A 14774-nucleotide genomic window follows, 5' to 3' on the forward strand; every position below is an offset into this window, starting at 1 on the left:
TCAGTACATCAGCAGAAGTATTGTGGAGGGGGGTGGGCCCTTACAGTTTAAAAAGAAGAATTATATTTTCTTTCACCTTCCTTAAACGAATAAGTCCTTAGTGAACCACCGCTTGACGTTTTAGGGCCATGTGGTAACTTTTAAAAGTTCCATGGCCTTTATTTTAAGGCTGCAGTTCTTCCTTGAGCATACAACAGGCTATTTTATAGCGGGGGAATCCGTTATCATCGTAGGATAGATTTCCCGGCTGTATTAATTTGTTCATTACACACCCTTCGGGAATCTGCAAAGAGAAAAAATTGGTTTCATTTATTTTTGGACGGGGTATAAGCGCATTGTTTATTATTTCATAGGAATGAAATGGAAAATCCTCGCATAAAGGACATTGATACACCCGTCCATTGGGGAAAATAAAATAGTTGTTCGCCACATTGGCCGCACATTCAAACGTTTCTTCATGGGTGAGGAACACCTTGGGATAGGTAACAATAATTCCCTGTTCTGCAATCTGTTCTGCAGTTTTGGGAATGGTATCCTGCCAGATTGATTTTGACACCTGGTGCTTTGCATCGGTGTTTTTCGATTCGCCCCGCAGACCCACCACCTGGATAAAAAATCGTGAAATACCAAGATTCTTTATTAATTCAGGAAGCTTTGTAACCTCATGAATATTTTTTTCAGAGACCGTATAGATCATTGAGCAGGAGAATCCTTTTTCTACAGCACTACTGATACCGGACATGACTGCATCAAAACATCCCTCTCCTCTGATCGCATCATTGGTTTCCCGGGTGACACCGTCCAGGGAAAATGAAAAAAAGTCAATTTGATTCGGTGTGATATTGTCCAGGATATCGTGAAACAAAAAACCGTTGGTATCGATGGTGATGGATTTGAAGCCCATGTCTCCAGCAATAGATACGACTGAAGCAAGATCCGGATGAAGGGTGGGTTCACCCCCTAAAAGAATAAGGTTGGTATCCTTTGCCTTTGAAGAAAAGATGCCAAGCCACTCCCTGATCGTGTCCAGGGAAAGGGTGTTACTTCCGTGTTGTTCCCGGTTGATATAGCAGTGGGCACAGTGTAAATTACACCCTGTCAGTATGTGAAAAAAAAGATTGGTGCTCTGCCTTGAAAATGCAACTGTTTGTTTTTTCATTTTATCCCATACACTGTTTGGTAAAATTAGGATCAAAGGGCACAGGATAGGTACCGTCAAAACAGGCCTTGCAGAAATTGGCTTCGGGCTCATCAACCCCGGAGGCTTCAAGCATACCTTCAATGGACAGGTAATGCAAAGAATCCAGCCCAAGGTATTCAGTTAATTCATCTAAAGGCATCTGGGCCGCAATTAATTCTCCCTTGGATGAAAAATCAATGCCGTAGTAACAGGGGAACTTATGGGGCGGACAGGAGACCCGCATGTGTATTTTTCCGGCGCCCAACTCTTTCAGGGCTTTAACACGGGTTTTGGCCGTGGTGCCCCGGATAATTGAATCTTCAATGATGATAATATCTTTGCCTTTTATAACTTCCCGCACCGGATTCAGTTTCACCCGCACGGCAAAATCCCGCATGGACTGGGTGGGTTGAATAAAACTTCTACCCACATAGTGGTTGCGTATCATTCCCATTTCAAACGGGATGCCGGATTCGGCGGCATAACCGATGGCCGCATAGTTGCCGGAGTCAGGAAACGGCATGACTATATCTGCATCCACGTGGGATTCCTGGGCCAGGCGCTTTCCATGTGCTTTTCTCATTTCATAGACGTTTTTGCCGTCAATGGTGGAGTCCGGCCGGGCAAAGTAGATATATTCAAATATGCACAAAGATTTTTTGATAGCCGCTTTAGGATGTTTGATACTCCTGATACCGTCTTCATCAATAATAACGATTTCACCGGGATCCAGTTCCCGGATGAATTCGGCCTGTACCAGGTCAAAGGCACAGGTTTCAGACGCCAATACATAGTGCCCGTTCAATTTTCCAAGGGCCAGGGGGCGGAATCCGTTGGGGTCTTTCATACCAATTATTTCGCCCTTACAGGTGAGCAGAATCATGGAATAGGCGCCTTCGACCCTTGACGTTGCCTTTAATATAGCTGATTCATAATCTCCCTTTATCAGATTTTTAATGAACAGATGCAAAAATACTTCCGAATCCATGGTGGTCTGGAAGATGGAGCCTTGTTCCTCAAGCTCTTCTCTGATGATATGAGCGTTGACTAGATTGCCGTTGTGGGCCAGGGCATAGGAGCGATGCCGGTGGTTGACCACAAAGGGCTGGGCATTGGCCAGAACAGAATCACCCGTGGTGGAGTAACGGACATGACCGATGGCTGACCCGCCTTCAATACGGTCAAGGTCTTCAATGTTGAAAATTTCCGGTACAAGCCCCATGCCTTTATGGGAGAAAATCTTGTCGTTGATCCCCCGGTTCACGGAGATGCCCGCGCTTTCCTGGCCCCTGTGCTGAAGTGCATAAAGCCCGAAATAGGTAATTTTGGCCGCTTCCGGGTGTTTATAAAGGCCAAAAACCCCACATTCATCTTTGGGGCGTTCGCTTGGCGTGAAAGCGTCGCAGGTAGTACAACTTGGGTGGATGGTATTCATTTCTGGTTATTCCAATATTTATTGTATGAACAAAAATCCGTTAAACATTGTTCAGTTTTCCTGGTGATAATGCTGGAGCGGCTTAACCGTCAGATTCTCTTTTTTCATGGCCTGGATGGCCAGGCTGATGGCCCGGGCCCCGTCCGTGGTGGTGGCATAGGGTATTTTATATTTAATGGCGGCCCGGCGAATTTCATATCCGTCTCTTTGGGTCTGGCTGGACGCGCCTGTATTTAAAATAAGCTGGATTTCACTGTTTTTCACGGCATCCACCACATGGGGTCGGCCTGCAGAGACTTTTTTCACAAATGTGGATGGAATTTTGTTTTCTTCCAGGAATGTGACGGTTCCCCGGGTGGCCATGATGGTGAATCCCATGTCATGGAAAAGTTGGGCCACAGGCAGTGCCGCCTTTTTATCCTTGTCCTGGACAGAAATAAATACCGTGCCTTCCTTGGGCAGTTTCTGTCCGGCAGCAAACTGGGCTTTGGCCACAGCTGCGCCAAGATCCTTGTCAATCCCCATAACTTCGCCTGTGGATTTCATCTCCGGCCCAAGAACAGGATCCACGTTTTCAAAGCGGTCAAAGGGCATCACCGCTTCTTTGACACAATAATAGGGCGGGATGATTTCTTTTGTCACCCCAAGTTCCTTTAGGGTTTTTCCCAGCATAACCTTGGTGGCAAGCTTTGCCAAAGGCACGCCGATTGCCTTGGAGACAAAGGGGATGGTTCGGGATGCCCTGGGATTGACTTCGATGATGTACACGGTGTCATTCATAATCCCGAACTGGATGTTCATCAATCCCTTGACATTCAGTTCTTTGGCAATGGCTTTTGCCGCATCCGACATCTCTTTAATATGGTGTGCTTCAATGGAATAGGGAGGCAGTACACAGGCGGAATCGCCGGAATGAATGCCGGCCTCTTCAATATGTTCCATCATGCCGCCGATGACGGTATCCTCTCCGTCGGAAATGGCGTCCACATCCAGCTCAAAGGCTTCTTCCAGGAACTTGTCAATGAGTACGGGCTTGTCCGGTGAGGCCTGGACCGCCAGGTTGAAATATTCTTCCAGGTCTTTTTCATCATAGACGATTTTCATGGCCCGGCCGCCCAGAACAAAGGAGGGACGAACCATGACCGGGTATCCGATATCCCTTGCAACGGCCACGGCTTCTGCATAGGAATATGCAATGCCGTTATCCGGCTGGCGCAGGTTCAGTTTTTTAAGCATGGCCGCAAACAGATCCCGGTCCTCGGCCCGGTCAATACTTTCCGGACTTGTACCGATGATGGGAACCCCTGCTTTTTGAAGATCCGTGGCAAGGTTTAAAGGCGTCTGGCCGCCGAACTGGACAATCACACCAAAGGGTTTCTCCTTTTCAACGATGTGAAGTACGTCTTCTCTGGTGAGCGGTTCAAAATAGAGCTTGTCGGATGTATCATAGTCAGTGGAGACCGTTTCCGGGTTGGAGTTGACCATGATGGATTCAACGCCCTCTTCCCTTAAAGCAAAGGAGGCGTGAACACAGCAGTAATCAAATTCAATGCCCTGGCCGATGCGGTTGGGACCGCCGCCCAGGATGATCACCTTTTTTCTGTCCGACACCCGGGCTTCGCATTCGCTTTCATAGGTGGAATAATAGTAAGGGGTAACCGCCCTGAATTCCGCGGCACAGGTATCCACCAGTTTATATACCGGAATAATCCCTAAGTCTTTTCGTTTCCGTTCGATCTGCTTGTCTGTCAGTCCCCCGGACAAATAGGCCAACTGCATGTCGGAAAATCCGTATTTTTTTGCCTTTTCAAAAAGATCCTTTGGCAGGTTCATACCGGCCAGTTTTAACTGCTTTTCAAGGTCCACAATCTGTTTCATCTGATACAGAAACCAGGGATCAATGTCAGTCAGCTCATGGATCATGGTGATGGGCATGCCGTGTTCAATGGCATATTTAATGTAAAAAATACGCTGGGAATTGGGGGTGGATAATTTGTATTCCAGATCCGTACCGGCCACAGATCCGGGTGCAGGATCTTTTCCGTCGGCACCGAAACCGGCCCGGCCGATTTCAAGGGAGCGCAATCCTTTTTGAAGTGCTTCCTTAAATGTTCTGCCGATGGCCATGGTTTCACCCACGGATTTCATGGCCGTGGTGAGTACATCCTCGGTTTCGGGAAATTTTTCAAAGGTCCAGCGCGGAATTTTTACCACGCAATAATCAATGGATGGCTCAAAGCAGGCCATGGTTTCGCCGGTGATATCATTGGGAATCTCATCCAGGGTATATCCCACCGCAAGTTTGGCTGCAATTTTAGCAATGGGAAAGCCCGTGGCCTTGGAGGCAAGGGCGGACGACCTGGACACCCGGGGGTTCATCTCAACCACGATAATATCCCCGTTGTCCGGGTTTACGGCGAATTGAACATTGGAACCGCCTGTGTCTACGCCAATCTCTCTGATAATGGCAATGGAGGCGTCCCGCAGTGCCTGGTATTCTTTGTCCGACAGGGTCTGGGCCGGGGCCACGGTAATGGAATCACCCGTATGAACCCCCATGGCGTCAATGTTCTCAATGGAGCAGATGATCACCACGTTGTCCGCATGATCCCGCATCACCTCAAGCTCATATTCCTTCCATCCCAGAACAGATTCCTCAAGCATCACCTGGGTGATCAGGGAGGCGTCAAGACCGGCCTTGGAAAGATTTGCAAGCTCTTCCATATTATACGCCACACCACCACCGGTTCCCCCTAAAGTAAAGCTTGGCCGGACAATAATGGGAAATCCGATGCGCTGGGCCGTTTCTTCCACCTCCTGCATATTGGTGGCAAACCCGGATTTGGGAATTCTTAACCCGATTTTATTCATGGCATCCCGGAACAGTTCCCGGTCTTCGGCCTTATTTATGGCGTCAATGGATGCACCGATCAGTTCAATATTATAGCGTTCAAATATCCCTGTTTTGGCTGCATCAATGGTGGTGTTCAGGGCTGTCTGGCCGCCAAGGGTGGGCAGCACGGCATCGGGCCGCTCCTTTTCAATGATTTTGCACAGGGTTTCAGCCGTCACCGGTTCAATATAGACCCGGTCGGCGGTTTCAGGATCGGTCATGATGGTGGCCGGATTGGAGTTGATCAGAACAACTTCAAACCCTTCTTCCTTCAGGGCCTTGCAGGCCTGGGTGCCGGAATAGTCAAACTCGCAGGCCTGGCTGATGATGATCGGGCCGGCCCCAATGATCAGAATCTTATGGATGTCGTTACGCTTTGGCATTTTCCATCACTTTTGCAAACTGGTTAAAAAGATAGGCCGCATCATGGGGACCCGGGGAGGCTTCGGGGTGGTACTGGACTGCAAACGCCCGGATGCTATCGTTCTTAAGCCCTTCCAGGGAGTCTTCGTTCAGATTGATGTGGGTCAGGTGGCACTTGTTTTTGTCAAGGGTATTCAGATCCACGGCAAACCCATGGTTCTGGGAGGTGATCTCCACCTTTCCGGTATCCATATTCTTCACCGGCTGATTGCCCCCCCTGTGGCCGAATTTAATCTTCATGGTTTTACCGCCCATGGCAAGTCCTAAAAGCTGCATGCCAAGACATATACCAAACATTGGGAAGTGTTCGAGAAGTTCACGTATGGTTTCCACTATATACGTCAAGGGCTCGGGGTCACCGGGGCCGTTGGACAGGAAAATACCGTCCGGGTTCAGGCGTTTTATGGCTTGGGCATTGGTTTTTGCCGGAACGACCAGCACCTCGCACCCTGCGTCTTCAAGGCAGCGGATAATATTGTATTTTATGCCGAAATCCAGGGCTACCACAGAATGTTTTTTACCTTTGTGACGCCATATAAAGGGGGCTTCAAGACTTTTGGCATCCACATAATCCGGTTGGTTGTATTTCCAGAAATAGGGTTTTTTGGTTGTGACATGGCCCACCAGGTCTGATCCTTCCATGGAAGGAATCTGACTGGCCCGGGCCACAAGGGATTCTGGATCCAGGTCCGTGGTGGATATCATGGCCCTCATGGCACCGGATTTTCGGATATGCCGGGTCAGGGCCCTTGTATCAAGATCCTCAATGCCCAGGACATGGGATTTTATCAGATAGTCGGCAAGGGTTCCCTTTGATCTGAAATTGCTTGGAAACTCCTGGTATTCTTTGACAATGAAGGCTGCCACATGAATACGGTCTGATTCAACATCTTCCGGACACACGCCGTAGTTGCCTATGAGCGGATAGGTCATAGTGACCATCTGCCCGTAATAGGACGGGTCGGTTAGGATTTCCTGGTAACCGGTCATGCTGGTATTGAACACCACCTCTCCCTGGGCCTCCCCCGGCCCTGTAAAACTTCTGCAGGAAAATGTTCTTCCATCTTCCAGGGCTAACAATGCTTTCATATGGATTAATACCTGTCCCTTAAATATTATGGTAAAAAGCGTTCCACAGTTTATTTAGAACCTGTTTAAATATCATGAAAAAGCTTTAATTATCAAGACCCGGGCCGATTTAATCTTTCGAAATTTCTTTACTTCCATCTTTAGTCTTGATACGGAATTTTATATTTTAGAGTCAATTTCAACAATTTTTAAATATCATTAATTCAGTGAATGATATGCGGTTATATATGAAGATATACGGACAACCGGTAATCAACTTGTTAATATTTTCTTGACAAACTTCAACTCAGCGCATAAAAATACATCCAGTAAGTCCAATTAATTAGACATATTGGGTTAGATATTATGAAGGGTTTAATTCAGCTTCCAGCAGAATTTGATTACAATTTGTTACTTCATGCCTTAAAGTATTACAAAAAACCAAGAGATAAAATCAGAGGCCTGATCAAGAATAAAGATATCTTAAGGGTCAAAAAAGGTCTCTATGTGTTGGGCAAAGAGTATAATAAGCCGTACAATAAGTATATCCTGGCCAATCAGATCTATGGGCCGTCCTATATCACTGGTCAAAGCGCTTTGGCATTCTGGAACATGATACCGGAACGTGTTGAACTCATTATCAGCATGACAACTAAAAGAAAGAAGCTGTTTGAAACACCGGTTGGCAGATTTTCGTATTTATATTGCCATAAAAAGGTTTTCAACATTGGGATTAAGCTTGAACATACTGGTGATCAAAAAAGAATTCTAATAGCCTCGCCTGAGAAGGCACTGAGTGATATTATTGCAACCCAGACCCAGATTTCATCAGAAAAGGAAATGAAGGAATTTCTCCAATTAATGAGATTGGAGTATGGTGATATCAAGAAACTTGATTCATCATTATTAGAAGAAATCAAGGCTGGATATAAAAGGCAAAGTATGAACCTGCTGCTCAATTGCTTAAAGGAAGATTATGTTTGATGAAAAAATCGAACAAATGTTAGACAGGTATGAATTACTTACAGTTCATGACCATGAGAATGCTCTCAAAGAGATCATACAAGAAATCGTTTTGCTTGGTTTATGGCGGTCAAAATTTTATGAAAAGGCTGTTTTTTACGGTGGAAGCGCATTACGAATTCTGCATAAGCTGGAGCGTTTTTCTGAAAATCTGGATTTTTCACTAATTCAGCCTGAAAATACTTTGGATATTAAAAAACACTTCGGTGCAGTAAAATCAGAATTGGAATTATGGGGTTTTGAGGTTTCCACCGAAGAAAAGAGCAAGAAAAATGAAAGCAATATTGATTCAGCTTTCATAAAAGCAAATACATTGATCCATTTATTAAAAATTAATTCAAATTTAAAAACCCACAAAAATGCTGTAATGAAAATAAAATTAGAAATTGATCAAGAACCAGCCATCGGATTTACAAGTGACATCAAATATCATCTCCGCCCAATTCCATTCACCATTAAAACCATGACATTGCCGAGTTTGTTTGCAGGCAAAATGCATGCTTTATTATGCCGTACTGTAAGGACCAACATCAAAGGCCGAGACTGGTATGATTTAATCTGGTTTGTGAAGAATAATATCCCATGTGAGTTATATTATCTTAAAAATAAAATGGTACAAACCGGCCATTTTGATTTGTCAGAGGTCTTGGATAAAAAAAAAGTTGTTGAATTGTTATCTGAAAAGATTAAGCAGATTGATTTTACCTTGGCAAAAAGAGATGTTGAACCATTTTTAAAAAACTCAAGGCAAAAGGATGAGTTGAATCTTTGGTCTGATGCATTTTTTAATGATTATTTAATTCAGGAAATTGATGTCCTGACAAGTCAATAATTAAAAGCCTACTTGATGAACGTCAATTATAATTCCCGCCCGTATTGCCTCATGAATAAATCATACCATACCTGATTTGTTGCCTCACGAATAATGTTACCGACAAGAGGGTATTATTTCTGGGTTATTATTCAATTTTTAACATACTGACTTCTGTATTAAAATCAAACTTTTTTATTACGTTGCCTTTTTGTATTTTCAGGTTGATATGAAGTGGACCCAATGTCAAGACCGATTTTGACTTTTTTTAAGTTACATTTTTCTATAATCCTTTGTCAAATTTGATGATAACGACCTTCTTTCTTGCCAGATTACCCTTGCTATTTTGATTTCTATCCCGCTATCTCGTGTTTCAGCAGCTTTTTTCCTTCAAATCCCACGCCCCTAAAAAGGGATAAGCGGAGCGAGTCAATGTTTTTTTCGGAGGGTCCGAAAATCTTTTTTTCCTTCCAGGGCTTTTTTCGGTGAAGTATGATTTTGGTTAAACCATGGCATTTGTAAGCGGCCAAGGGAAAAAGATTTTTGGAAACCGAAAAAAACATTGACTCGTGTAGTGCTCCCTTAAAAAAGGGGCTGGTATTTGAAGGTAAAAAGCATATTAAACCAAGCCTTTCTGTTTTGACCTGGGCCTAATCCGGAGCGCAGCGGAGTCCAGTTGCTTTCAGATTCTAAATCTGAAACCCCCGGTAGGGTCCCCCTGAAGGGGTCGCACCATAGTGCGAAACAAATATTCCGTAGGGCTGCCAAGGGTATCAGTCTTTCTTCATTTTTCTGGTTGATACTTAAAACCGGCTTCAATCAATATAGATTCCAAAACTATCCCAACCTCACCTCTTCTTTTGAGCTCATCAAGCATCTACTGCTGAATTCGAGCGTTCACGCGAACTCGCTTTAGATGTGCCGGCAACTTCGGTTTTAGTTTTCCTCTATATCCGCCACGCATATCCTCTCCTTTTTAATATAAATGCTTCAAGAGTGTCGCCAATTCAGCGCTTTAGATAACTGTAATACGCTTTACAAAAAAAATAGGTGATTTTTGCATAAAAAATGACAGTTTATCATCCCTTTGATATTAAAGGGGATTTTCCACTAAGCCGGCCCTGTCATGTGTTACGATGATGCTTTCTGATGGTACAGGATGAATATCATCATCTTTTTTTTTCATTATTTTAGCACCATAGCACTGACATTGTTTATATAGTTCCAAACGTACCGTTATTATACAGTAAGCTTTCCCTTTTCCATTTTTTGGGTATCCACTGTTATAGCTTTGAGGTCCCCGATTCTGGTATCTTCAGCCAAAGGATTACGTTTTAAAAGATTATCATCATATGTAATAATGGCTTTTTCCCTCCAGGCTTTGACCCGCCGCTGTAAAGTCCTCAGCTGCCCCTTTGTGTATTGTCCTGGATATTTTTCCTGAAGTTTTGAAAGCATTGATTTGGCGGTCTTTTCAGGATCATTCTCCAACCATGAACAGACCTCATCCCAAGCATCTTCAAAAGGATCCTTCCTGGTTCGCCACCAGTGCTTGGCACGCGGTTTTTCCGTTTTCCTATACTGCCTCCTTTTTATAATGCCAGGTTCTAAAATCAAATTGTCATTGTTTTTTTCAGTAGGCTCTTCCGTAGTTAATGGTAATTTAAAACCGTATAGAGGCTGCCTATCTTCATTTTTACCGGAGGAAGGTTGTTTCGCCAAAGTTACATGTTTCCACAGCGCATCCTGTAAAAACTGAATTTGCTTTAACAGAAGAACCGGATCCAAAGAATAGTTTACCAATTCCAGCTTTTCATTTGTTTCCTTTTGGATCTGGACGGCTTGTTTCAACCTTTGAAATGGGGTTTGTGCAGCATCATATGTTTTCTTTATTTTGCTGTTATCTCGCCATTTTTTTTTCAGCTTCATTGAAGGTTGGAAGAAATTCACATAAAGGCGTACTGCCCGATATAACTCAGAGAGTTGCATATAAGCATGGTGACCTTCAAAACGATCGTACCCGACTATCTGCCTTACAACTATTCCGTTTTTCTGCTCAACATAACACTGATCGTTTTTCTTATATGCTCTTCCCCTGGTAAAAGTTATCTTTTCTTTTTCGCAATAACGGATCAATTCAGTATTGATGAACTCAGTTCCGTTATCAGTATCAATCCCTAATATTGGAAAAGGTATCAATTCCTGGGCTTTATCCAAAGCATGAATAACAGCAGAACCACTGCGGTATGGTAGAGCAATACACTCGACCCAACCTGTGGCGATATCTGTCAAAACCAATGTATAAAGAAATTCTCCTTCCATGCTCCAGCCACAATGTGCTACCAGGTCAGCCTCAAAAAAACCAGGCTCATCTTCCTCCCAATCAGTAAATGTTCTTATCGGAATCTGATGTTTAAGAAGTTTTCCGGGTTTGGTTGTACTCATATTCAGGCCATTGTTTCTTATTGGTTTTAAAATTCGGTCAATCGTTGCGGGGCTTATTGAAATAAGTTGAGAACGGGTTTCGTCGTTAAGTTCAAGGTGTCCGTAACGTTCCAAAGTCGGCACCAGATCCTTCAAAAACGGGGCAAGCCTTTTTGAGGCGATATAGTTTGAAGCCGCCCAGGCAATTTTCAATGCTTCTTGAACGTCACTGTTATAAATTCTTGGCCGTGGCTTTTTAATTCTTCTCACAACCGGTAACTCTTTTAAAGACAGTAACCGGATTGCATATTTACGCGAGTATCCAGTTGCTAAAATGAATTCGTTCAAAATAACTGATTTGTGCTTCTTATTTTCTTCCCTATATCGGGGAGCAACATTTGCCAACAATTCTCTTTTTGCTTGAAAACTCATTAGTGACCTCACAATCTACCCTCCACATATTTTTATAATCTGTTTTGGGTAACATTATTCGTGAGGCAATAGATACAGTGCGGTTACATTTTGTGCGATTCAATGCGCGCCGAACGACAATTAAAATTCCCGAAATTTAAAGAATCAAAAAAAATGGTAAAAGCCACCAAATTTTACTGAAGGAGTGATTTGGATGGTAACAAACCAACAAGTGAGGAGGTTGTTCAAGTTGATTCAATCTGCAGTTCCAATGTCCAATGGGGTCGGACCAAGCAAATTTTTGCAACCCATTGTAAATAGTAAAGAATTTATTTTAAACTCTTCAAAAATAGCTCTTAGCAGCCTTATTTTGACCCCGAAATGGGGCTTTTAAGAAAACATAACCATAAGAATCGGGACGCACCCGTTTTTAGGGATCGGGGGACACCATACTCAATTCAAACAAGAAACATGCTGCGGACAAGCCGCAGATGTTAATGTTCACGGCGGCTCCGCCGCCGTGAATCGTGGTGCTGACTTCGTCCAGCACCTTGTCCAGTGCCGGTCAGCACCGCGATTATAGTGCGACAAAAAAAGGCGTTGAAAATTGAGCCACGATAAACTATCATTTAGATTACTTCCTAATGGGAAGAACGGTCTTACCTTCTGCCGATCATAAGTGATTGGCCGAGTCATCATGCGAAGTGATGACGGAGTTGGAGTCTCAAAACTCCTTCAACCAGAAAACTTACTTTTCCCTGGGTGACACCGTGGAAGAGCCTGAGTGAGAACTCGGGCTTTTTTGTTTGTGGAGGATATATGAGTTTAGAAAACAGACTTGCTATTGCAATAAAGAAGGAAGCAGAAAAATTAATTTGCAGATACCATGAATATCACAATAATACACATGCAGAGTTTTTGCGAAATAAAAAAAGGTTGGGAGACTCTGCCCCTCCTAAATCTATTAAAAAACCAAATTATTGGAACATAGACAAAAAATTCAATCCCTTTTACGTTAGGCGCAAACATAAAAATATCGCTAAATCAATAGCAAAAAATATAAAATTACGAACATACAATCCGAATAAGCCGTTTATAAAGGAAGTGCCAAAGCATGACGGTGGAAAACGGAACGTAACCATTTATCAGATTCCAGACGCCGCTGTTTCTAAGTTGTTTTTTAATCGATTATTATCAAAAAACAAACATCGCTTCAGTTCTTTTTCATATGCATATAGAAATGATCGGAATGTTCATTTTGCGATCCAAGACATCTCTGTAGATCTTAAAAATAGTGAACGTATCTTCATCGCAGAATTCGATTTTTCAGATTTTTTTGGCTCGATTTCACATAACTATTTATTTGACCAATTTGGGAAAAATGGATTTTTCATTAGCCCAGAAGAAAGATTTATTATTCGAGCCTTTCTTAAAGATAGAAAAGTTGGCATACCACAGGGCACTTCTATCAGTTTATTTTTAGCCAATTTAACCTGTTGGAGTTTTGATCAGAAATTAGAAAAAGAAGGGGTGAAATTTTCAAGATATGCTGATGATACTATAGCCTGGTCTCCAGAATATTCAAAAATATGCAATTCATTTCTATTAATAAATGAATTTTCCAAAGAGGCTGGCATTAGAATTAACATAACAAAATCAGATGGAATTAATTTACTGTCAAAACCCAATTTGCATTCTGAGATCTCATCAAAAAAATCTTTAAACTTCCTTGGCTACACATTATCTGTTGATAGGGTCTCTATTAAAAATAAATCTGTTGATAAGATTAAAAAACAAATTTCCTATATATTGTATCGAAACTTGATTCAACCACTTAAAAAACCCTCTCTTGCGGGACAAAAAATACCCGCCAATGATAAAGATGAGAATTTTTTGACCGCTATGATGCAGATTAGACGTTACCTGTATGGTGGCTTAAGCAAAAAACATATCAATGATTATCTATCGGGAAGAATAAATAGAATTTTCTTCAAAGGAATAATGAGTTTTTATCCATTGGTTGATGATACTGACCAATTAAAGGAACTCGATGGTTGGCTTCTTTCAGTAATTTACCGGTCTTTACAACTAAGAGCCAAATTGTTAGCGACATGGAGTTTTAATCGATACCACATATTTCCTTTCAATCAAAGCCGTGGAGAATTGTTGAAAAGGTGTGGAGAAGAAAAGATTTATGGAAAATATCTTTTAGAAATCCCAAGCTTTTTACTGATACACCAAGCCCTTAAAAAAGGCTTAATCGAAAAAGGTATAGAAAAAATAATGAATCCTCGTTCTCTCGGTTATGATTATTAATATTTATAGATAGCGGCGCGTGTCAAGCAAGTTGTCGCCTTTGCTGTAATTTGTTCTAACTTTGCAGCACAACCCCCTCATGACCTCCGACGGTGGGGGCCCATTATCAGCCATGAGGGAGTTATGCTCATAAAATAGGGGACAGACCACGTTTCTAAAAAACGTGGTCTGTCCGTATGCCGTAACAACTGTAGTTCTCGCAGGTTTAAGTCCTGCAGGGGGGAATTATCGGTACGCCTCCTTAGCACCGGGAAGCAGCGTCTGGATAACCAGGGGTTGTAAGTTTCCCATGGGCAAAGATACAGGCCGTAACGCAAGTGAACCTATATGTAGCCTCATTAACGAAATGAAGATGCCGACCTTTTGGACAGTAAAAGAAGGCCGTTGTACCTGGGATTTGAAAACGGAAGCGTCCCAAGTAACCTTCCGGGGTAGCAGGGATGGCATGTATCGGAAGAATTGCAGTGCAGTGCGGGAGACCCAATATGGTTAAGGCGCAGTGCCGGCAACTGATGGAATAAGGATATCCGAAATTCCATCGGGCCATATTGGGAGTCGGAGGGGTTCATAGTACCGTTTGAGGCCAAGGGACAACATAACCCCGGCTGAGGAAAGGGACCCTGCTTTGTTCAAGCAACCAACGAGCTGAAGATCAGGAGATTGCATTATGCTATTAACTCCAATTAAAAAAAATCAGGACGCTACTGAGGAAGCTCTATTGTAAGGCCAAGCAGGGAAAAAAGAGCGCAAGTCTTACGATGAAGAACATCGGAAAGCCGTGTACTGGAAA

The 14774-nt window shown here is 43.1% G+C and carries 8 protein-coding genes; 3 read left to right on the forward strand and 5 right to left on the reverse strand.

All coding sequences use genetic code 11. From position 1 onward, the window contains the following. Positions 1-163: 163 nt before the first annotated feature. The 4 genes from EYB58_RS06505 to carA are packed head-to-tail and all read right to left on the reverse strand — an operon-like array spanning position 164 to position 7020. The gene (locus tag EYB58_RS06505; RefSeq protein WP_111960020.1) at positions 164-1159 is read right to left on the reverse strand and encodes a radical SAM protein; all 996 of its coding nucleotides are present in this window, start codon (positions 1157-1159) and stop codon (positions 164-166) included. Position 1160: 1 nt separating this feature from the next. Beyond that, on the reverse strand, positions 1161-2615 hold the full coding sequence (gene purF / locus EYB58_RS06510) for an amidophosphoribosyltransferase (protein WP_111960022.1): 1455 nt from the start codon (positions 2613-2615) through the stop codon (positions 1161-1163). A gap of 51 nt (positions 2616-2666) precedes the next feature. Continuing rightward, a complete protein-coding gene (gene carB, locus EYB58_RS06515; protein WP_111960024.1) occupies positions 2667-5891 on the reverse strand; it encodes a carbamoyl-phosphate synthase large subunit in 3225 nt (1074 codons plus the stop codon). Continuing rightward, the gene (gene carA / locus EYB58_RS06520) at positions 5878-7020 is read right to left on the reverse strand and encodes a glutamine-hydrolyzing carbamoyl-phosphate synthase small subunit (RefSeq protein WP_111960025.1); all 1143 of its coding nucleotides are present in this window, start codon (positions 7018-7020) and stop codon (positions 5878-5880) included. The genes carB and carA overlap by 14 nt, the downstream gene beginning before the upstream one ends. A gap of 345 nt (positions 7021-7365) precedes the next feature. Between carA and EYB58_RS06525 the strand changes: the two genes are divergently transcribed. Both EYB58_RS06525 and EYB58_RS06530 read left to right on the forward strand, forming a co-directional pair. After that, positions 7366-7983 carry a type IV toxin-antitoxin system AbiEi family antitoxin domain-containing protein gene (locus EYB58_RS06525; protein WP_111960027.1) on the forward strand — a complete coding sequence of 206 codons (618 nt, stop codon included), beginning with the start codon at positions 7366-7368 and terminating at the stop codon, positions 7981-7983. Beyond that, a complete protein-coding gene (locus EYB58_RS06530) occupies positions 7976-8854 on the forward strand; it encodes a nucleotidyl transferase AbiEii/AbiGii toxin family protein (protein WP_111960028.1) in 879 nt (292 codons plus the stop codon). The genes EYB58_RS06525 and EYB58_RS06530 overlap by 8 nt, the downstream gene beginning before the upstream one ends. Before the next feature lie 1218 nt (positions 8855-10072). Here the strand turns inward: EYB58_RS06530 and EYB58_RS06540 are convergent. Next, the gene (locus tag EYB58_RS06540; RefSeq protein WP_111960835.1) at positions 10073-11689 is read right to left on the reverse strand and encodes an integrase catalytic domain-containing protein; all 1617 of its coding nucleotides are present in this window, start codon (positions 11687-11689) and stop codon (positions 10073-10075) included. Positions 11690-12487: 798 nt separating this feature from the next. On the opposite strand from EYB58_RS06540, the gene EYB58_RS06545 reads away from it, so the two are divergent. Next, positions 12488-13984, forward strand: coding sequence for a reverse transcriptase domain-containing protein (locus EYB58_RS06545; protein WP_111960777.1), 1497 nt, complete (start codon positions 12488-12490; stop codon positions 13982-13984). The last annotated feature ends 790 nt before the right edge of the window (positions 13985-14774 follow it).

The sequence above is a fragment of the Desulfobacter hydrogenophilus genome (assembly GCF_004319545.1).
GTDB lineage: Bacteria > Desulfobacterota > Desulfobacteria > Desulfobacterales > Desulfobacteraceae > Desulfobacter > Desulfobacter hydrogenophilus.